This window comes from Thermosynechococcus sp. QKsg1 (genome assembly GCF_031586415.1).
In the GTDB taxonomy this organism is placed as follows: domain Bacteria; phylum Cyanobacteriota; class Cyanobacteriia; order Thermosynechococcales; family Thermosynechococcaceae; genus Thermosynechococcus.
In genome coordinates, this window is the sequence record NZ_CP134200.1 from 91,404 (window position 1) to 109,474 (window position 18,071).

Here is an 18,071-nt window from a genome sequence, read left to right on the forward strand (position 1 = left end):
CTCTCTAATCTGGCAAACGCTCAAAGCGAGCATTGAGACAACACCACTCCTGCCGTCGCCAGACACTGCCTAGGCTCCAGCCCTGTTGTTCCAGTTGCGCCGCTACGCGATCCGCTTGATCCAAAAGAATCCCACTAAAGATGCCCCAACCTTTGGGTTTCACAATTGCCGGCAAGTGGGGCAGAATCTCGATAATCACCGGTGCCAAAATGTTGCAGACAAGGCCATCCACCAGTTCGAGGACTTGCTCCCAACTCCCTTGGCGGATAATCAACTGGTCGGCTCTGATGCCATTGAGTTCTGCATTGCGTTGGGTGGCAGTGACCGCAAGATCCGAGGTATCCACAGCATAGGCTTTTTGTGCCCCTAGCAAGAGGCTGGCGATCGCCAGAATGCCGCTACCACAGCCAATATCAGCCATCACCGTGGGTGGCAGCGGCTCAAAGGTTTGATCCAATTGCATCTCTAGAGCCTCAAGGCAAAGCTGGGTGGTTTCATGGGTGCCGGTGCCAAAGGCCATGCCAGGATCGAGTTTGATCACTAAGCGGGTGTTGCCGAGGGGTGGGGTTTCCCAAGCCGGACAAATCAGCAGGCGATCGCCCACCGGTATTGGATGCCAATAGGCTTGCCAACTATGGGCCCAATCCTGTTCATTCACCAACTGCCAGTGGAGTTTTGGCGAGAGGTAGCCCTGCGCCACCACATCTTGCTCAATCCAAACCCCTAGGGCAGCAATGTCCAGTAGTGTCACCTGCTGCTGCGGCACATAGCCTTGGATCAACACCCGCCCCTGCTGTTGCTGGGTTGCCGTACCTTGACAGCCAAAGGATTGAAGGCGCCAATAGACCAGCTCTTCCGCTTCAGCTTGACAAGTGACGGTAATTTCCCACCAACGTTGTACCACAGCCGTGCCTACAGATTCACGATATAGGCATCACGAATACCGGGGACTTTCAAGATTTCCTCCAAGAGGCCTTCGGGTAGGGGATCGTCCAAGCTAATCACCATCACCGCATTGCCACGTACCATCTTACGTCCCACCTGCATACTGGCAATGTTGACATTGAAGCTCCCCAACTGGGTGCCAATTTTACCAATGATGCCGGGCATATCGCGGTGCAGCGTCAGCAACATATAACGGGTTGGCGCCACACTAATGGGAAAGTCATCAATGCTGGTGATGCGCAATTCACTGTGAGCCAGCAAGGCACCAGACACCGAGCGGGTTTCCGAGGGACTCTTGGCAATCAATGTCAGCGACCCCGCATAATCCCGTTGCGATTCATCGCGGGTTTCGACAACGCGAATTCCCCGTTCTTTGGCCTCTAACCCAGCATTTACATAGTTGACCCGCTCCCGCAGCGCTGGTGAGAGTAGCCCCTTCAAAGCGGCAATCACAATGGGTTGACTGTCATTGGTGGCTAGTTCCCCTTGCAAACGGACTTCCAGAGACTCGACCCGACCGCCCGCCAACTGCCCCACCAAGTTACCTAGGGTTTCTGCCAACTGCATGTAGGGCGCCAATTTCTCAAGAACATCGGGACGCAGACCGGGAATATTCACCGCCGATCGCGCCGGCAACCCTAGGAGCACATCCCGAATCTGTTCGGCAACGTCAATGGCCACATTTACCTGTGCTTCTTCCGTGGAAGCCCCCAAGTGGGGAGTCAAGATGGCTTCCATCCCCAAGGCACGCAGCGGAGACTCCGCCTCAAGGGGTTCAGTTTCAAAGACATCGAGGGCAGCTCCCGCCAACTTACCTGTCTTGAGCGCCTCCACAAGCGCTGCCTCATCAATAATGCCGCCCCGCGCACAGTTAATGATGCGGGCTGTGGGCTTCATCTTGGCAATGGTTTTGGCGTTAATCAGATGCTGGGTTTCCGGAGTTTTTGGCAGGTGCAGTGTAATAAAGTCGGACTCAGCAAAGAGAACATCCAACTCCACAAGACGGCAGCCCAGTTGTTCGGCGCGTTCCGTAGATAGATAGGGATCGTAAGCAAGAAGCTTCATGCCCATAGCACGGGCAACGGTGGCCACGTGGGAGCCGATTTTTCCTAGGCCAATAATGCCCAAGGTTTTCTTATAAATCTCTACGCCCGTAAAGCGTTTGCGATCCCATTGACCTGCTTTCACCGCAGCATTCGCATCCGGAATATGCCGAGCAAGGGAGAGCATCATCGCCAAGGTGTGCTCCGCAGCAGCAATGGTGTTGCCCTCTGGGGAGTTGACCACCATGATCCCTTTACGGGTGGCCGCAGGCACATCGATGTTATCTACACCAACCCCTGCCCGACCGATAATCTTCAGTTGGTTGGCGGCCTCAATGACCGCCTTAGTGACCTTGGTTCCCGATCGAATCATCAGGGCATCGTACTCGGGAATGATTTTGATCAGTTCTGCCTCTGAGAGGCCAAGTTTGACATCGACTTGTGCCACTTGGGCAAGCAAATCAAGCCCCACCTGTTCAATGGGATCGGAAACCAGCACTTTGGGCATAGGTAAACACTAGGTATAATGCCAGACTAGTTATGCTATCACATTTTATTTGCCTAAGGGTAGGGGTAGAATGTGTTTCAGCAAAACTCCTGCGATAGGGGGGGCGATCGTTCCTCCCTTCCTGTTTTTCTTGATTGCGCTCAGATTAGAATGGCTCACCCAGAAAGAGTTACGACAGCAGTAGAACCACACCCGCTGCTGCAGCAATCTCTACACCGGCTGCAACTGTGCGCGCCCACTGCTTATCATCCTCTTTTTCTTTGATGGCCAAGAGCAGGAAAAACTGATCTTCATCACTTAAATTTTGAACAAAGGATTCTGAAAGCATTTCCAAGGGTAGAGTTTTGAAATAGTCAATGTGACGACGAATGTAACTAGATTGCTCCTGTAATCGTCGTTCTTTTTTCTGCGCAGCAGCGGCCTTTGCTGCTTCGGTTTCCTTATCGTTAATCTTGAGGCCGTGGCAAGCTAGCTTTTGCCGCTGTTGTTGGTCAATAGCATTGATTGATTGCTGATACTGCCGTTGAATGGTCTGCCGCTCTGTCTCCAGTTTCCGAGCTACGGCTTCCATACGAGCGGGATCGAAAATGGAGCGGGCAGTTCTAACATCTGTTGCTGGTTGGGTAGGTGGGGGCGGGCGATCGCCCTGCTCCATGAGGTAGGCATAGGCTTCGTTGATTTGCTTGAAGTGCTCCTCGACGATTTGCCGCGCCTTTTTGGGGGTCTCAGGAGGCAGTTTATCAGGATGGCACTCTTGGCAGAGGCGGCGATAGGCTGCTTTGATCTGCTCTTTGGAAGCACCCGGCTGCAAGCCAAGAATGTCGTAGTAGTCGGTCATGGTTTCTTAGGTATTTATTCAAGGAAATAGTTGCAAATATAGTTGCAAATATCCTCTAGACGTCTTCAAGTGGTTCAGAAACTTGAGTCGTGGATTTTGGGTGACCCCAAAAATCGTGATGACTTGGTATTTGCCTCGGTCAGCCACCCAAACTGGCGAGGGTTTGCCAGTGGAACCACAGAGGTTTTTGTCGTAGTTACCATTCACCTTAAGGCTAGGGTCATGAAGAAGGGCAAGGCCGTAGGGCTTTCCTCCGCTGGAATTACCACTGCAAAGGACGATACAGCAGTTTGCATCAATTGCTTCTGCCCACTGCCCAGGGGTGACGGTGCCAACGGATAATAGTTGAGTCGGGTTGATTGAGCAATTACCAAGCTGCCCTAAAGCTGTGTAAAAGTTTCGAAGTCGCTGTTGAAAAATTTCTTTGAATTCCTTGGCACTGCTGGGGAGTTCCCAAAAGGGATCATCGTTTTCAGGAATCAGATTAGAACCACGCCACCAGGGTGCTTGGTTACGGGTTTTACGAGAGTAGCAAGGGCGACGTGCCCCTTGACCAATGCCACCCAAGTGAAACATGAGCCACGTCAAGTTGCTTGCCAGCTCTTTTAGCGTTTCTTTGTGGGCATCAGGAACTTCAGAAGAAAAGTCTAATACCAGTGTCCCCTGTTCTTCTCCACAGGGATCGTTTTTACCTTGCTGATTAGGGCGTGCCTCAGGTTGGGTTACCTCCCCATTAATCACCCGTACCCGCAGGTAGCCATGTTTGGGTTGCGGCTGAATTGCACCAAAAATCATTCCTTCAAGGCTTTGGACTTCTGCTGGGGGCAACACCCCCCGCGCAAAGGCACGAAACCAGTATCGCAGCAGGGACTTAAAGGCTGTGGCTCGCACCTCGGCCTCTGGTTGCCCGCGCATCTGCCACGCTTGATTTCTAATGTTCCATTGCCATGACGTAGACGTACACTTTTGGCAACCGTGGATGAGTTGGCCTTGAACGGTAAAATCCACACTAAAGAAGCCACGCCCCACCTGTTTTTGGGGTTCGACTAAAATGCCGTAGCCTGCATTCACTTGCGAACCAATTCCTTGGGTCAGGCCGCGAATCAACCAGTCCTTGACCTGTTTAAGCATTTGAGGAGAGTAATGATTGGTAGGTTTAATACCAATAAGAAATGAAGCTTCTCGCAGGGAAAAGAACACGTTTGGGTTGGCAGCATACTTGAGGTTGCCATTATCCCATGACCAGAGATTATTGGCCATGTCCACTGCTAGTCCCCCGTTCTCTTTTTCAGGCAAGGGGTAGGCATCGAGGAAAATAATTTTGCCAGCTTTTTCGCTAGAGTCCCTGCTGTCGAGATAACCAAAGTAACGCTGGCCGACGAGTTTGTCTGCTTCAGCCCAAGGTACACCTTCGTTTTCCATCACCTCCCGAATGGCTTGGGCACGAGCAACACCTCGTAAGGTACTGGAGGGAATATAGGGAATGCCTAGGTTATCAAAGGCAGGCAGAAGGATACTTTCAGGACCACGGTGGCCACCAACACGGATGCGCCATGGGCAGGTGACTTCAAAACAATTGTCTTTGCCGGCAATTTGGCGGGTGCGCTCTGTTAAGACCTGCAAACGTTGGCTGTAGTTACCACGCTGCTCTGCCATTGTCATTAGTTCCACTTTCGTACCATCTTTGGCGGGGCTATCGGGCGATCGCATCCAGCGCAGATACTCGACAAACCCTGCAGTTTGATCGGGCTTGGGATTTGGATCAAGGGGATGTTCGAGCCATGGGGAAGGACGGGGTGGAGTGTTCCCGCCCTTTTGGGAACCACCACTATTGCCTCTGCCACCTTTACCACTACCGCTATTGCCAGCGTTTCCTGAGTTGGGGCGCTGTGTTGCTTTATGCGTTTGAGGTCGCTGTAATGCAGGGTTATTTGTCATGTTGTACTCCTCCTAGTCTGCATTTCCAATGCCAACGTACAGGGCAGTTGTCCAGAAGCTAAATTCACGGGCAATTTGTAACCCTAAGCCGGTTAAGCCAAGGTAGGATTCTGTGTCAAGGTTCTTGAGGGTCTCCAAGCCTTTGTCATCCGCCAAATTCTTAACATGCGCTGTTTCTTCAAGGGCACGGAAAAAGGCTTTGACAACCTCCTTCTTCCCCTCTTGACTGAGAGCAGCTTCTTCCGCTTTTAGGCGCATCAGTCCCCAAGTGGCCAAGTAGGTGTAGAGTTCAACGGCTTGGCTTTTTTGCTCCCGCAGCCGGGTGTCATCTGCTGTGCGATGCCGTAGTTCGCTCAAGGCTTTATAGACTGGCTGTGCCATTGTGCGTGGATCAAAGGCCATAACTAACTCCCAAGAGTAACAAGTTGGACAAAGCCGCGACCAAGGCTTTCTTGACCACCAATTTGGAGAATTGGGTGGCTATCGAAAACATCCCGCAGATCGCTTTTCACTTTTTCTGCGGCGCCATTGAGCTGGGCAACCGTCCCCCACGGGAAGTACATCAATGTATCGGGGGGAATGGCTTCCTCGTAGCGAAAACCGCCTTCAACGGTTTTATGTTGATCGAGTTTCACCTTCACCTGTCGCCACAGGCTGGTTTCAATGAGGGTTTTGCAGTGCTGATCGGGTAGAACCAAGACCTGTTGAATTTGGGTTTGCTCGCGGATCGGAATCCACTTTTGCCATTCCTCCCAAGGCTTGAGCTGATCGCCTTTGAGAATCGCGTCCTTGAGATAAACAGATTTGCTGGTGTCTAAACTGGTGCTGTAGGCAGCGACTGTTCCTGAGGACTGACCAGTGAGGCGTTGCCAACGATGCAGCAGCATGGGGCAGCTAATCCAGATCACGCCATGGCTGAGGGAGGGAACTGGTACCCACAGGAGTGAACCATCGCCGACCCACACTTGCCCTTGGGTAAGGTTGGTGTTTTCGCCGCCCATGACATCTTCAATGGTGTTGCCCCAAAGGCGGTTGCGGTCTTTGGGGGGGGTACTGGCACGCAAGCGACCCCGAATCGTGCTGGAGGGAATGTAGGGCAACTCTGTGTGGGACTCCCGCGCAATGCCGAGAAGGTTGCCCTCTTGGGTGGTGCCACCCGTGTGCAGGGGGGAGAGAAGGTAGAGGTAGGCAAGGTTAAACATTGTTGATCATCCAGTCTCTTTGAGGTCAACGTGTATCGGTGCTCACCTATTTATCCATTCGTATTCGGGTGGTTATGCAGTGCCCCAGAGCAATTGGCCGTAGTGAAGTTTTTCAAACGTGGTGCGAGCTTTGGGGGCTACACCGCCGAGGAGTTGTTGGGGCTGGGGAGAGGGAGGCTGAGCAAAGCGATAGATAGTTCCCGGCCTGACATAGGCACGCTGTGCGGAATAGCCCAATTGGAGCTGCCCGTTGCGACGGGTGAAGGTACTGAGGCCACCGGCTAGGAGGGGGCGATCGCCCACCACACCAATCAGATGCTCTTGCCAATCATGGGGATACAGTCCATAAACAGGTGCGTCAACCACCACGGGCGCCAAGCCGGGAGTCAGCACGTAGGCTAGGGTTTCTTGACCGGTGCCTTGAAACCGCTCTAGGTCTGCAAAGAGATGTTTCTTTAGGGCATGCACCTGTGCCTGATGCCCCTCACCCCCAATGCGCACGACTCCCTCTCGATTGGCAACACTGATGCCGGCCACAAAGCCCCAGCCCGGATGCAATCGGTTGGCCACCTCGGTAAAGTAGCCAGCCTCCTCTTCCACCGTGCGACTTGTCGTTTACATTTTGATGTGGGGGAGGACTTGGGTTGACCACGGCAAATCATGGAAGTGCTCTTTGGCGTTGAGCTGATCCAGCTTTCCTTGGAGATAGAGGACAAGAGCATCCAAGCGCATCAGGGGAGCCGGTCGGCCTTGGGCTTGCTCATTCTCCCTGAGGGTCGGTTCCACAATAGGGCGTAACTTTCCCGGCAACGGATGGCGGACATCTTTCCAAGCAGGGTCGTCGGTGGCAGCGGGTTGAGTGCGGGCAAAGCCCTTGACTTTACTGAGGTCGGCACGATCATTGATGTCGGCTTCCTCGTTGCTTTTGTTGCCAATGCACACCAAATCCTTGGGCGTGTCTACCCAGACTTGGTTTTTGGCATCAATGAGGAAAGGCCCAAGAAACTCCAGATTTTGTGTGTAGGGATCACACAGGGAGCGTAAGGCTTGAAAGACCGTAATCGGCAAGGGCGGAAAGAGACTTTTTGCCCAAGAGCCTTCTCCAGGTTGAAAGGGTCGGGAGTCACGAAAAAGGAGGACATCTAGGGGATCTAGACGATACCAACTTAATTCAGTCATGATAATCAACCTCATGTGTCTTTCGTTATCCTTGAAGCAGAATAGTTTTGCCCAAATGAGTTTTAGAACCCTCTGCTTTCATCGATGCCATCCTGATTACTCCCTGGGGGTACAAACCGTTTATCAATGAAGAAGGCCATGAGCCGCAACAGGTTGAGCAGGTCTTGCAGATCTGTTCCTAGCTGACCTTCATGCTGGAGCGCCCAGTCTTCCCATTGATTGCAACACTGACAAAGCTGCTCAATCAGTTCTGAAGGGATGTCTTTTTCACGGCGATTGGCAATGCTGGCGATCGCCTTCTCAATGACCCGCTCTTTGCTCAACCAACAGTGTTGGGGCAACTCTGTCACGAGTCGGTACAGCAGCGGACTCACATCGTCATTTGCTTGCTCAAGTAATTCTCGCCAAGCCGCTAGCAGTTCACCTTTCAACACTGCTTCGAGGACATTGCCAGACCCATAGAGCACCCGGAAACAGAGGCCATCTTTGCCGGGGAGTTTTTTCGCCCGTTCCTTTTCGGCTTGCCAGAGGTTTTCTAGAACCGTGGGCAGAGGAACACTCCTGTAGGCAATGACCACGCCCATACTCATTGTTGCCCCTTTGCCCATCGTAAACAGGCGACGCATGCCCAAGACCTCAGCCGCTGTACTGTCCTGAACGGTTTGCCAGTAGTCCCCGTGGGGTTCAAACTCCCCGGCTGGATCCGTACCGCCGCACCATGCTTGGCGTAGGAGATGAATCACCGAGAGGGCATCCTCCAGAGGCAAGACGGCCATGACATCATCGCCACCGCTATAGACCACACGGCCACAGTGACGTTGCTCCACCAAGTAGGGCACCAGACGATTCGAGAAATCTAGCAGGGCACGGTTAAGTCCCACATGGGTAGCAGGTCCCATGCGTTTGGGGGTCTGATTAATCAATGTTTTCCAAGGTTGCAAGTTAGGATTCTGATTGATCTGGCTCGCAATATTAGTGGCAAGATACTCACGGTATTTCTCCAATTTATGGCCGCGCACATAGTTGCCCATACCATCGCCATCGGCCAAGAGGATACACCACCAGTCAGCAGGGGAGCGATCGCCCCAACCCACTCGTTTTTGTGTCTGATTCACCGCCCTCCGAAGTTCGGCCAACTCCTGTTTACTGTCAAGACCTAAGGCTTCTGCCAACCACTTGGCCGAGAACATGACACCGTTGTAATCCCCTAGCTTGGCATCTACTTGGGGAATCTGGGTTGGGCGGCCAGTGGTGCTGCCAAAGCGATCGCGATAGGGCTGTAAATCCAGATCGGCAGTAAATTCATGGTTCAATTCTCGCCAATACCGCTTGACCTGATTGGGATACCTCACCATAATGCGAGCGGCAGCGATACTGCTGGCATTGGGAAAGCGCACCAAGTTTTCATAGTCCTCCTCAGGGCACGCAACCCCCAAGAACTCAGCGACACCGCCATGCTTCCACGCCATTCGCTTGGTGACCTCAATCGCATTCAAGCGCTCACTGCCATTAAATAGCCCCGGAAAGGCTTGGCTCATCACATACCAAAACAGGCGCAGGGAACTCGCCGGCAGGCCATGCCCCTCGCGAAAGGGATCGCGGTACAGCAAATTCGGGTGCAGGGCACTGTAGGCCCCAGAAATCGAGGAGCGCTCACCCGGTGAAGCGGGAAACTGCCAGTTGCGAGTGTTTTTGACAGCGGAGAGAGCCGCACCAAGGCGTTGTTGCAGCAATGGCCACCATGTACCCACGTTAATCGTGGCATACACGTTTTCCTCAACCTGAGTGGGCAGGGGAGCCTCGGCTTTTGCTAACGTGGTTTGGGCGGTTTTCCAAGTTGGGTAGGTGGATGCTCCACGCTGGCAGGTTAGAGGTTGGGTTGGCTCCCCAAGGGGCAGAGCGATCCAGTAGCTTTCCCAAAAATTCTCTAATTGGGCTTGCCAAAGGGCATTCCACTCCCAGCGTCCTCCCTGCTGCCAACTGAGAAACTCTTTCTTTAGCTCCTCTTGCTCTGCCGCAGGAAACTGTGTATCAATCCACGCTTCAATGTGAGCAATCCAGTGACAATCTTCATAGCCACTCCGTACCTTGGTTTTGATGGCTTCGCGCACATTTTTGCCAAGGTTGAGCCATGTTTCCCGCAAATGGTCTTGAAGCTCTTTGCCAATCATGTCTTTGTCTTGTTCAGGAATGAGTGCCGTAATCACGTTGGGAAAACCCGCTGTCACCAAGCTGGAGGACGGCTGCCCTTGTGCCTCAACTGGTTTGGGGATACCAAATTCCTCAAAGTAGGGTTCAAAGTCTGGGTATTTTTGCAGCAGAAACGCATCAATGATCGTTTGGTTGTAGAGATTGGGGGTAATCACAACATCAGGGCCATAGCGTTCGGCAAGGAACCAGCAGGCCTTGGCACTTAGGTAATGGAGTAGATAGGAGCCTGACCAAAAGTCCAGCAGCTTGCGTGAAGATTTAATGAATTCCTGCACGGGGGAAAAGGAAAACATCAACAGCCATGGGTGCTGCGGTTTATCCCCATTGCTGGCGTTTCGGGGAAAGAGGGTGCCGGCAAGGGCAGCGGTAATCGAGGCGTGGGCTTCGAGGGGGCAGTCGGGAATGCGTGTGTCTGAGGGTAACAGCAAGATATCTTTGGCATACACCGCTTGACCTTTGATGCCGCGATCGCCAGCAATGGCTTCGCCATAAAATCGCCAAAACCACCAGAAGACCTTTTCAGCATCGGTTTCTTGGCGAATCTCGCTCCAGATGGACTGCGCCTCAATTTCAGCTAAATTCTCATCGCTGAGACTCCCTACAAAGGCAAAGTTCAAATTACTTTTGGCACCAGTAATCGGGTGGCGAATTTCCACTTGGGTGATATTTGCAGTGGTTGTTGGGGGGGTGCTCATGCCGCGCTGAAAGCTCAGGCGATCGCTGGCCGAGGCAATATGGTCTGCCGTAACACCGCCGTGATGATTCCACCAATTTTGCAAATCCTGGGCATGTTGATTCAGGCAAGACACCTGTTGCCATGGGCCTTTGAGAGCTTTGTTGCGGTACAACGCCTTGAGGTAGGGGTCGTGGAGGAGGGCAAAGAGTTTGCGTTCGTAGTACATAGATGGCCTTCCTAGAACAATTGACTCCACTGCGAACACCTAGCAATGCGCCTTGGGCGATCGCAGCTAATGTTTTATCCAGTGTCGTGAGTTGGGATATGCAGTGGAAGCAAAATAAAAATTCTTTTGTAATATTTAACAGTTTTTTCTACTAGCTATAAGAATTGAAACATTTGGGTCTTGCTTCCGAGAGATCTGCCAAGTTACCTCCAACCCTGATGCTTTCGTTGAATCCCTTAGCGTTTCTCAGGAAGCGGGTTTGAGCATTTTCTAGTATTTCAGATGAAAATGACAATCCCTACCTAGGGGCGGAGCATTCAGAAGCTCCCCACTGGCCTCAAACCCTGATTTTAAGGGGACTCACTGCAAACTAACCTAGAAGCGATCGCCCGCCTCAAGAACTTTTTCAAGTTCGTCTGCCACCTCAAGAACCACGCGGATACTGGTGTAAAGGGCTTCGGGGTCACAGTCAGCAGCAACCTTCGTACAAAATACAGCGATATACCTATTGTCAGCAAGGGGACGCAACTCCCAAGCGCCAATTTTCTTATTGGCATTTTCAATTAACAGATAATTGGCTATCTCTTGGTCAAGAAAGCCCTCGCAACTGTAGCCCACAGACCAGACATCCCGAATTTCATAGCTTCCTAGCTGCTGGGTTTTGGAGTCAATAAAGGCCTGTTGCGTTCGACCGTTAGATAGCTCAAAGACAACGCGGTAATCACCATCCTCATCCACTTGATAGCGGATTCCCAGGCGATCCAAAATGCGACTGACACGGACATCTGCTTCGACTCGCCGCTGACCAAACATCTTGAGATTCTCACTATAGGGGTGATTTGTGTAATTGATAATACAGGTTAACTGATCGAGTTTTGATTGCCACAGGAAGGGTTTCACGAATGTTCATATGTGCAGCAGGGACGCGGGCATGGTATTGTGGCTAAGTAGCTAAAAACTCCCACTTTCTGCGAGGGGGCTTGCTGACCCAAGTTAGCCAAAGGGATGCCATGTTGTCAAAGGGCTTTGAGGTTGAACTCTACACGGGTAAGCCCACGGGCGAGATTGTGGGACTGTCGGATCGCATTGTGAGGGACTTGCCGGGGTTTGTGCGCGAACCCGATAGTCGCAATGTTGAATTCACAACGCCCCCTGTGTATCTCTATGATCAAGCCTTCTGTGACCTGCTGCGCCCCCGCTTTCGGCTGCGCGCTTATTTGCAATCCCTAGGGGATTTAACCCTTGTCCCCGGTAGCACCCTGAGTCTAGGGGACAGTCAACGCTTTTATCGCTCTGACCCCCAGAATCCCTATCACACCTACATTGAGCAAACCTATGGCACAAGGGTTGTCACCGCCAGTGTCCACATCAACATTGGCCTGCGGGATCCAGAAGAGTTGATCCGTGCCTGTCGGCTGGTGCGGCTGGAGGCACCGCTGTTTCTAGCGCTGAGTGCTGCGTCGCCGTTTCTCGATGGCAAGGTAACGGGCTATCACTCCACCCGTTGGGCAATCTTTCCGAAGACCCCACCCCAAGTGCCCCTATTTACCAGCCATGCCCACTTCATTGAGTGGACAGAGGCACAACTTCAACTGGGCACGATGCAAAATGTGCGGCACTTGTGGAGTTCTGTGCGCCCCAATGGCGATCGCCGACCCTACGATCTCAATCGTCTTGAATTGCGGATTTGTGACCTAGTTACGGATGCCATTGCCCTACTGGCAATTACGGCTCTCTTGGAAGCGCGACTCCTACAATTGCTCGACACCCCTGACCTTGACCCGCTCCGCTGGGGCGATGGCGAGATGCTGGCACAACTAGCCGATGAAAACGAGCAGATTGCTGCAAAAAACAGCCTAGAGGCCGTGCTGACCCATTGGCGCGATCGCCGGCAACTAACGGCAGCCGCTTGGATAGCCGAACTCTACGAAGAGGTTTGGCCGATCGCCAAAGCACAGGGCTTTAGCTGCTTTCTGGCACCGATCAAGAAAATCCTGCGCCAGGGAAACACCGCCCAGCAATGGCTGGCTCAATATGCAGCGGGGCAATCGATCCCTGAGATTATGGCCACCGCCGTACAGGAAATGGCCGCTACGGAACAGGAATTTGCCGATCAACTCTGTCAACCAGTGGCGGCAGTGCGGGGCTAGGCATGGCGCATTTGTTCATTAGCACCGGCGAAGTCTCTGGGGATTTGCAGGGCGCCCTGTTGGTCAAGGCACTCTATCGCCTCGCAGCAGAGCGGGGGATTCCCCTAGAAATTTCTGCCCTTGGGGGCGATCGCATGGCTGCTGCGGGGGCAAAGCTACTCTTTAACACCGGAGGAATTGGCTCCGTGGGGCTACTAGAAGCCCTGCCATTGATCAAGCCAACGATCGCGCTCCAACTCAAGGCTCGCCGCTATTTACGGCAGCATCCCCCTGATTTAGTGGTTTTAATTGACTACATTGGTGGCAATGTCGCCATGGGGCGGTTTATCCGCAAACATTTTTCTATTCCCATGGTTTACTACATCGCTCCCCAAGAGTGGGTCTGGTCCCATAGTTTGAAGGCCACTCGGCAAATTGTTGCCCTCAGCGATCGCCTGCTTGCCATTTTTCCAGAAGAAGCCACCTATTACCGCCGTCATGGTGCCAATGTCGTTTGGGTGGGACATCCCCTGTTGGATCGCATTGCTGCCGCTCCCAGTCGTGAAGTGGCACGCCAAAGTTTGGGCATTGCTGCCGATGAGCTGGCGATTGCCCTGTTGCCCTTGTCCCGCAAACAGGAAATCAAATCCCTCTTGCCTCTAATTTTAGGGGCTGCCACGAATATCGCGAAAGCCTATCCTGAAGCCCGCTTTTGGTTACCCCTTTCGCTGCGGCAGTATCGCCCAGCCATTGAAGCAGTTCTCAAGGAATATCCCATTCGCGTCACATTGGCGGAAGACTCCCTGCAAGTCCTAGCGGCCGCAGATCTGGCGATCGCCAAATCCGGCACGGTGAATTTAGAAACCGCGCTGTTGAATGTGCCTCAAGTCGTGATCTACCGCGTTCATCCCCTGAGTTTGTGGCTTTATCGGCGTTTCCTGAAGTTTGACCTCAAATTTGTCTCTCCCCCCAATTTACTCGTGAATAGAGACATCGTCCCCGAACTCCTGCAGGAACGAGCCACTGTTGCCAACATTACCGCTGCTGCCCTTGCGCTATTGGATCATCCTGAAAAACGCCTAGCCATGCAGGCAGGCTATGCCAAAATGCGAGCTGCGATGGGCACCCCCGGCGTGGTCGATCGCGCCGCCACAGAGATTTTAGATCTGCTGAGCAACAAAAAAGTGCAGGATCCGCTGTCCCACACTTAGGGAAGTCATGAACTCCTTTAGAGCTTTAGAGCGTTGCCAAGTTTAATGGGTTACTGCTGGGGTTTCATGGGGCGATTGCCCGGCCGCCGCTGCTGCATTTGGGCGGCCAAGGCTTGCCGTTGTTGCGGTGTGAGAATGCCCCGCATGGCCAGCATGCTTTCAAAGCGCAGGGAAGCCAGTTGATTTTCCAGTTGACGCACTTGCTGATACTTGCTGCGGATTTGATCCTCCGAGGCATTGCCACTCATCATCTGCCGCAGTTCTGTCTTGGCGGTGCGCAGTTGGTTGCGGGTTTGCTCCATTTGGCCTTGGTATTGTTGCTGCACGGCTTGTAAACGTTGCCGCTGTTCAGGTGTGAGGTTTAGATTGTCCAGATTGGCTCCCCAGCGAGGTCCGCCATAACCGGGGTCAGCGACGCTCGGGGGAGCGATCGCCAGTAGGGGGCTGAGGCTACCACATATAAGAAGCGTGGCTAAAGATTTTTTCAACATAGCTGTGTTCTCCTTTGTCAAAACTTAACTTGTCAAAACTCAACAAAGAGTAAAAGTAGGGTGGACAGAATTTAGTCGAAGATGGCGGGTTCTGTGTCCTGAAACATTGCTTGCCAATTGGTGGTGATGAAGATAGCCACTGCATCCGGGGACGTCTGCTTTGCCACTTGAGTTGAGGGTTTGAGGAACCACACACTGGTGGCGGTGGCGATCGCGCCAGCCCCCAAAAGAGACACGACTTGCCAGCGTCGCTTACTCAGTTGGTGTTGATGCAGAGCGGCTTGGACAATGCGCTGCTCCAAATGGGGGTGGGGGGGCGGGGGCGTCCCCGCATAGGTTTGTAAAAACTTAACCAAGGGTGTATCCTCCACAGGTGGGGGTTCACGTTTCATAAAGTGATTCCAGCCTCCGTAAAGTAAGTCCGCAATGTGCCTCGGGCACGAAAGAGGCGGGATTTCACTGTACCCACCGGAATCCGCAGAATTTCAGCAATTTCCTTTTGGGGCAAGCCCTGCAGATCATGCAGGACCAAAACACTGCGGTACTCCAAGGGCAGGGTGGCTAAACCGCGCTGAACTAAATCTTCGTAATGCAATTGCCGTAGATCCAGTCCAGGGGTGAGTGGCTCACTTTGAGACAGGTATTGCTGATGTCGCGATTTGCGCGTTGCCAGTTGACGGCGATAGTCGCAAGCCACATTCCAAGCAATCCGGTAGAGCCATGTCGAAAACTTTGCCTCATGCTTGAGACCCTTTAGCCCCTTCCATGCCCGCAAGAAAACCTCCTGCACCAAATCGTCAAGGGCAACCGCACCGCACAACTGAAACAGGAGCGATCGCACCCGTTGCTGATGCCGTTGATAGAGTTCCCGAAACCCATTTGGATGTCCGGAAAGGCACTGCTCAATAATCCGCCGATCGGGATCGATCACTTGGGGTCGGGTCACGATAGCCGTTGATGCCGTTGCCGCTGATAGGGGTACAGATACACTCATGCGAGGTATCACTCCATTAACGTAATCGTCTATTTAGACGGGACATCGAAAAGAGCGGTTCAAGACCCTTGGCACCACGGTTCGCTAGAATTTGGTAAACAATTGCGGCTACTGGCTGGACTATACTAAACGTCGGATGCTCTGACAGGGAACTGATCGTGAATATCGCTGAAATTTTTAACCGTGGTGGCTTGGCCATGTGGCCACTACTGATTCTCTCGATCTTGACCTTAGGCACCATTTTTGAGCGGCTTTGGTTTTGGAGCATTGTTCTCCAAGGAGAGACGAAACTGGCCGAGCAGATTCTGGATGCCGCTCGCCACGATTGGCAAGAAGCCATTGAATTAGCAGCCAATGCCTGTGACCAACCGATTGGTCGCTTCCTTTATACCCCTTTACAATTGATTGACACCAACCCAGAAATCTTTCGCCTAGCCCTAGAAGCTGCGGCTGATGAGGAGCTGAGTGCCATGCGGCGGGGAGAAAAGGTCTTAGAGGCAACGATTACGATGGCACCTCTACTGGGTTTGTTGGGAACGGTGTTAGGTCTGATTAGTGCCCTCAGTTCTATTCGCTTGGGGGATATTGGCACACCGGCCACCATGGGCGTGGGTCTCGGGATTAGTGAGGCCTTGATTAGTACTGCCTCTGGTCTGGTGGTGGCGATCATTGCCCTTGCCTTTCAGCGGCTCTTTCAAGCGTTTCTCTTGCAGCAGGCACAAATTTTTCGCCGCACCGGCAATGAATTAGAACTCACCTATCGTCAAGCTTGGCTAGAGCAGCGGATCAAAGGGGAACCTGAAAAAACATTGTTCTAACTCAAGCTATTTTTGCCCCTTTGACAGTTTTGAAGGAGAAAATCCTACGGGTAGGGGGAACCAAAATCGTTATAATCGCTGTTGAGATTTCATTAGCGAGGCATCATGCGCGTTTACGTGTTGCTCTACAACCCGGGGACTGAAAATGAGGGCATTCATTCTCTGCAACTGGGCGATCGCAACCTTATTCTGATGTTTGAAAGCGAAGACGATGCCAGTCGCTACGCCATGCTTTTAGAGGCACAGGATTTTCATCCCCCCAGCGTTGTCCCCATTGATGCCAAGGAAATCGAAGAATTCTGCGAATCCTCAGGCTACACCTGTCACTTGGTGCCCGAAGGATTTGTGCCGACAAACGATGCTGAGCGTCTCTTCTTGGCGCCTCCCGAACGCAATGTCGAAGAAACCGACTGGGAACTAGAAAATCGCGTGCCCCCCGCTGCTGAGAGTGAGTTCTCCGAAAGTGAACTGAATCAGTTGCGCCAACAATTTGAAAAGCTGCTGTAGATGGTGCGGGTCTGTGCCTGTCTAATTGTCAAAAATGAGGCAGCCCATTTGGCACGCTGTCTGGGCAGTGTCCAGCCTTGGGTAGATGAGATCGTTGTGGTAGATACTGGGTCAACGGATGAGACGATCGCGATCGCCCGCCAGTTTACAGAGCGCATTTTTACCTTCCCTTGGCAGGATGATTTTGCCGCTGCCCGCAATTACTCCCTAGAGCAGGCCACGGGCGATTGGATTTTAGTGATTGATGCTGATGAGGTGCTCGTGACCTTGCGGGAGCCGCCTGTGCCCCTCGGCCAACAACTGGAGGGCAGCACCCTCACTGCCTACCAACTCCTACGGCGGGAAATCGGCACGGGGCAGCAATTTTCTGACTTTGCCATTGTGCGACTCTTTCGCAACCTGCCGACGCTGCGCTATCAGGGACGCTTCCATGAGCAGTTGGTTTCGACAGCCGCAGAACCGCTGACCATTGGTACTCTGGAAACGCTGCGCATTGACCACTATGGCTATCAACCCGCACAAATTCAAGCCAAGATGCGCGATCGCAACATCCCGATTTTGGAACGTATCCGCGCCAGTGAAGGTCTGCCTTTGAATCTCCTTTTTGCCTTGGCGGATATGTACCACGCTGTGAATAACCCCACGGCTGCGGATGACTGCTACCAAGAACTTTTTGAGCGGCTCTTGCCCCATCTCCTCACCGGCCAACTGCCTGAGAATGCCCCTGGCGCCCTGCCCGAAATTCTGAATCAACTGGGGCGGCGTCTGCTGGCTATGGGGGATCACGAAACATTGCAACTCCTCTGTCAGCAAAGTCTGGTGTGGTTTCCCACCTATCCTCCCCTCAATGATTTGGCCGGGCGCTGGCTGATGGCTTTGGGATTCCCCTTGGGAGCAACGGCTTACTTTGAGTATTGCCTTGAACTGGGGCGCACCAATGGCTACAGCAAGCAGATGATTTTTCCCTTGGGCTATGTGCGGGAGATTGCCGCCGAACAACTAGGGCGTGCCTATGAAACCTTGGGCGATCGCGAGCGGGCGGCGGCGGCCTTTGCCCAAGCAACAGCTTTTCGCCAAGAAAGGGGCAATCACCAATAGAAAATAAAAAAGTGCCGCTGTTAGCAACGGCACCGCAGTTTGGGTTTCGGTGATCCA

Annotated in this window: 16 protein-coding genes and 1 pseudogene; 5 read left to right on the forward strand and 12 right to left on the reverse strand. The window is 52.9% G+C overall.

Features of this window, described 5'->3' with window-relative positions; all coding sequences use genetic code 11:
* Positions 1-4 precede the first annotated feature (4 nt).
* The 9 genes and pseudogenes from prmA to RHP47_RS00485 all read right to left on the reverse strand — a co-directional run bounded on the left by prmA (position 5) and on the right by RHP47_RS00485 (position 11,666).
* Positions 5-904 (reverse strand): 50S ribosomal protein L11 methyltransferase, encoded by a 900-nt coding sequence (prmA, locus tag RHP47_RS00445; protein ID WP_286626109.1) that lies wholly within the window; start codon positions 902-904, stop codon positions 5-7.
* 8 nt (positions 905-912) lie between these two features.
* A complete protein-coding gene (gene serA, locus RHP47_RS00450; RefSeq protein WP_149817151.1) occupies positions 913-2,496 on the reverse strand; it encodes a phosphoglycerate dehydrogenase in 1,584 nt (527 codons plus the stop codon).
* Between the two features lie 169 nt (positions 2,497-2,665).
* The gene (locus RHP47_RS00455; protein ID WP_310840757.1) at positions 2,666-3,334 is read right to left on the reverse strand and encodes a J domain-containing protein; all 669 of its coding nucleotides are present in this window, start codon (positions 3,332-3,334) and stop codon (positions 2,666-2,668) included.
* Positions 3,335-3,352: 18 nt separating this feature from the next.
* Positions 3,353-5,272 (reverse strand): RAMP superfamily CRISPR-associated protein, encoded by a 1,920-nt coding sequence (locus RHP47_RS00460; RefSeq protein WP_310840758.1) that lies wholly within the window; start codon positions 5,270-5,272, stop codon positions 3,353-3,355.
* Between the two features lie 12 nt (positions 5,273-5,284).
* Positions 5,285-5,674 carry a hypothetical protein gene (locus tag RHP47_RS00465; RefSeq protein WP_286668826.1) on the reverse strand — a complete coding sequence of 130 codons (390 nt, stop codon included), beginning with the start codon at positions 5,672-5,674 and terminating at the stop codon, positions 5,285-5,287.
* A gap of 2 nt (positions 5,675-5,676) precedes the next feature.
* Positions 5,677-6,474: a type III-B CRISPR module RAMP protein Cmr4 gene (gene cmr4 / locus RHP47_RS00470; RefSeq protein ID WP_310840759.1), complete on the reverse strand. Its 798-nt coding sequence runs from the start codon at positions 6,472-6,474 to the stop codon at positions 5,677-5,679.
* 72 nt (positions 6,475-6,546) lie between these two features.
* Positions 6,547-7,668 (reverse strand): annotated as a pseudogene (locus tag RHP47_RS00475) (type III-B CRISPR module-associated Cmr3 family protein).
* A gap of 47 nt (positions 7,669-7,715) precedes the next feature.
* Positions 7,716-10,766, reverse strand: coding sequence for a type III-B CRISPR-associated protein Cas10/Cmr2 (cas10, locus tag RHP47_RS00480; protein WP_310840760.1), 3,051 nt, complete (start codon positions 10,764-10,766; stop codon positions 7,716-7,718).
* Positions 10,767-11,141: 375 nt separating this feature from the next.
* Positions 11,142-11,666: a hypothetical protein gene (locus tag RHP47_RS00485; protein WP_286668830.1), complete on the reverse strand. Its 525-nt coding sequence runs from the start codon at positions 11,664-11,666 to the stop codon at positions 11,142-11,144.
* Positions 11,667-11,776: 110 nt separating this feature from the next.
* Between RHP47_RS00485 and gshA the strand changes: the two genes are divergently transcribed.
* Positions 11,777-12,916, forward strand: coding sequence for a glutamate--cysteine ligase (gene gshA / locus RHP47_RS00490; protein ID WP_286669088.1), 1,140 nt, complete (start codon positions 11,777-11,779; stop codon positions 12,914-12,916).
* A 2-nt stretch (positions 12,917-12,918) separates the two neighbouring features.
* Positions 12,919-14,106: a lipid-A-disaccharide synthase gene (gene lpxB / locus RHP47_RS00495; protein WP_149817168.1), complete on the forward strand. Its 1,188-nt coding sequence runs from the start codon at positions 12,919-12,921 to the stop codon at positions 14,104-14,106.
* Positions 14,107-14,156: 50 nt separating this feature from the next.
* Here the strand turns inward: lpxB and RHP47_RS00500 are convergent, their stop codons facing one another.
* The 3 genes from RHP47_RS00500 to RHP47_RS00510 form a co-directional block, all read right to left on the reverse strand.
* Entirely contained in the window at positions 14,157-14,597 is a 441-nt protein-coding gene (locus tag RHP47_RS00500; protein WP_149817170.1) for a Spy/CpxP family protein refolding chaperone, read from the reverse strand.
* 71 nt (positions 14,598-14,668) lie between these two features.
* Positions 14,669-14,989, reverse strand: a complete 321-nt coding sequence (locus RHP47_RS00505) for a hypothetical protein (RefSeq protein WP_286668831.1) — start codon at positions 14,987-14,989, stop codon at positions 14,669-14,671.
* Positions 14,986-15,591 carry a sigma-70 family RNA polymerase sigma factor gene (locus RHP47_RS00510; RefSeq protein ID WP_310840761.1) on the reverse strand — a complete coding sequence of 202 codons (606 nt, stop codon included), beginning with the start codon at positions 15,589-15,591 and terminating at the stop codon, positions 14,986-14,988. The genes RHP47_RS00505 and RHP47_RS00510 overlap by 4 nt, the downstream gene beginning before the upstream one ends.
* Positions 15,592-15,749: 158 nt before the next feature.
* Between RHP47_RS00510 and RHP47_RS00515 the strand changes: the two genes are divergently transcribed.
* The 3 genes from RHP47_RS00515 (at position 15,750) to RHP47_RS00525 (ending at position 18,014) form a co-directional block, all read left to right on the forward strand.
* Positions 15,750-16,409: a MotA/TolQ/ExbB proton channel family protein gene (locus RHP47_RS00515; protein ID WP_190278133.1), complete on the forward strand. Its 660-nt coding sequence runs from the start codon at positions 15,750-15,752 to the stop codon at positions 16,407-16,409.
* A 105-nt stretch (positions 16,410-16,514) separates the two neighbouring features.
* On the forward strand, positions 16,515-16,916 hold the full coding sequence (locus tag RHP47_RS00520) for a DUF3110 domain-containing protein (RefSeq protein ID WP_149817176.1): 402 nt from the start codon (positions 16,515-16,517) through the stop codon (positions 16,914-16,916).
* Positions 16,917-18,014, forward strand: coding sequence for a glycosyltransferase family 2 protein (locus RHP47_RS00525; protein WP_149817178.1), 1,098 nt, complete (start codon positions 16,917-16,919; stop codon positions 18,012-18,014). It begins immediately after the preceding gene.
* Positions 18,015-18,071: the final 57 nt, after the last annotated feature.

Excerpts from the sequence above, each read along its gene's own strand:
- serA (WP_149817151.1), bottom strand. The coding sequence starts at position 2,496 with ATGCCCAAAGTGCTGGTTTCCGATCCCATTGAACAGGTGGGGCTTGAT.
- RHP47_RS00455 (WP_310840757.1), bottom strand. The coding sequence starts at position 3,334 with ATGACCGACTACTACGACATTCTTGGCTTGCAGCCGGGTGCTTCCAAA.
- RHP47_RS00460 (WP_310840758.1), bottom strand. The coding sequence starts at position 5,272 with ATGACAAATAACCCTGCATTACAGCGACCTCAAACGCATAAAGCAACA.
- RHP47_RS00465 (WP_286668826.1), bottom strand. The coding sequence starts at position 5,674 with ATGGCCTTTGATCCACGCACAATGGCACAGCCAGTCTATAAAGCCTTG.
- cmr4 (WP_310840759.1), bottom strand. The coding sequence starts at position 6,474 with ATGTTTAACCTTGCCTACCTCTACCTTCTCTCCCCCCTGCACACGGGT.
- cas10 (WP_310840760.1), bottom strand. The coding sequence starts at position 10,766 with ATGTACTACGAACGCAAACTCTTTGCCCTCCTCCACGACCCCTACCTC.
- gshA (WP_286669088.1), top strand. The coding sequence starts at position 11,777 with ATGTTGTCAAAGGGCTTTGAGGTTGAACTCTACACGGGTAAGCCCACG.
- lpxB (WP_149817168.1), top strand. The coding sequence starts at position 12,919 with ATGGCGCATTTGTTCATTAGCACCGGCGAAGTCTCTGGGGATTTGCAG.
- RHP47_RS00500 (WP_149817170.1), bottom strand. The coding sequence starts at position 14,597 with ATGTTGAAAAAATCTTTAGCCACGCTTCTTATATGTGGTAGCCTCAGC.
- RHP47_RS00505 (WP_286668831.1), bottom strand. The coding sequence starts at position 14,989 with ATGAAACGTGAACCCCCACCTGTGGAGGATACACCCTTGGTTAAGTTT.
- RHP47_RS00510 (WP_310840761.1), bottom strand. The coding sequence starts at position 15,591 with ATGAGTGTATCTGTACCCCTATCAGCGGCAACGGCATCAACGGCTATC.
- RHP47_RS00520 (WP_149817176.1), top strand. The coding sequence starts at position 16,515 with ATGCGCGTTTACGTGTTGCTCTACAACCCGGGGACTGAAAATGAGGGC.
- RHP47_RS00525 (WP_149817178.1), top strand. The coding sequence starts at position 16,917 with ATGGTGCGGGTCTGTGCCTGTCTAATTGTCAAAAATGAGGCAGCCCAT.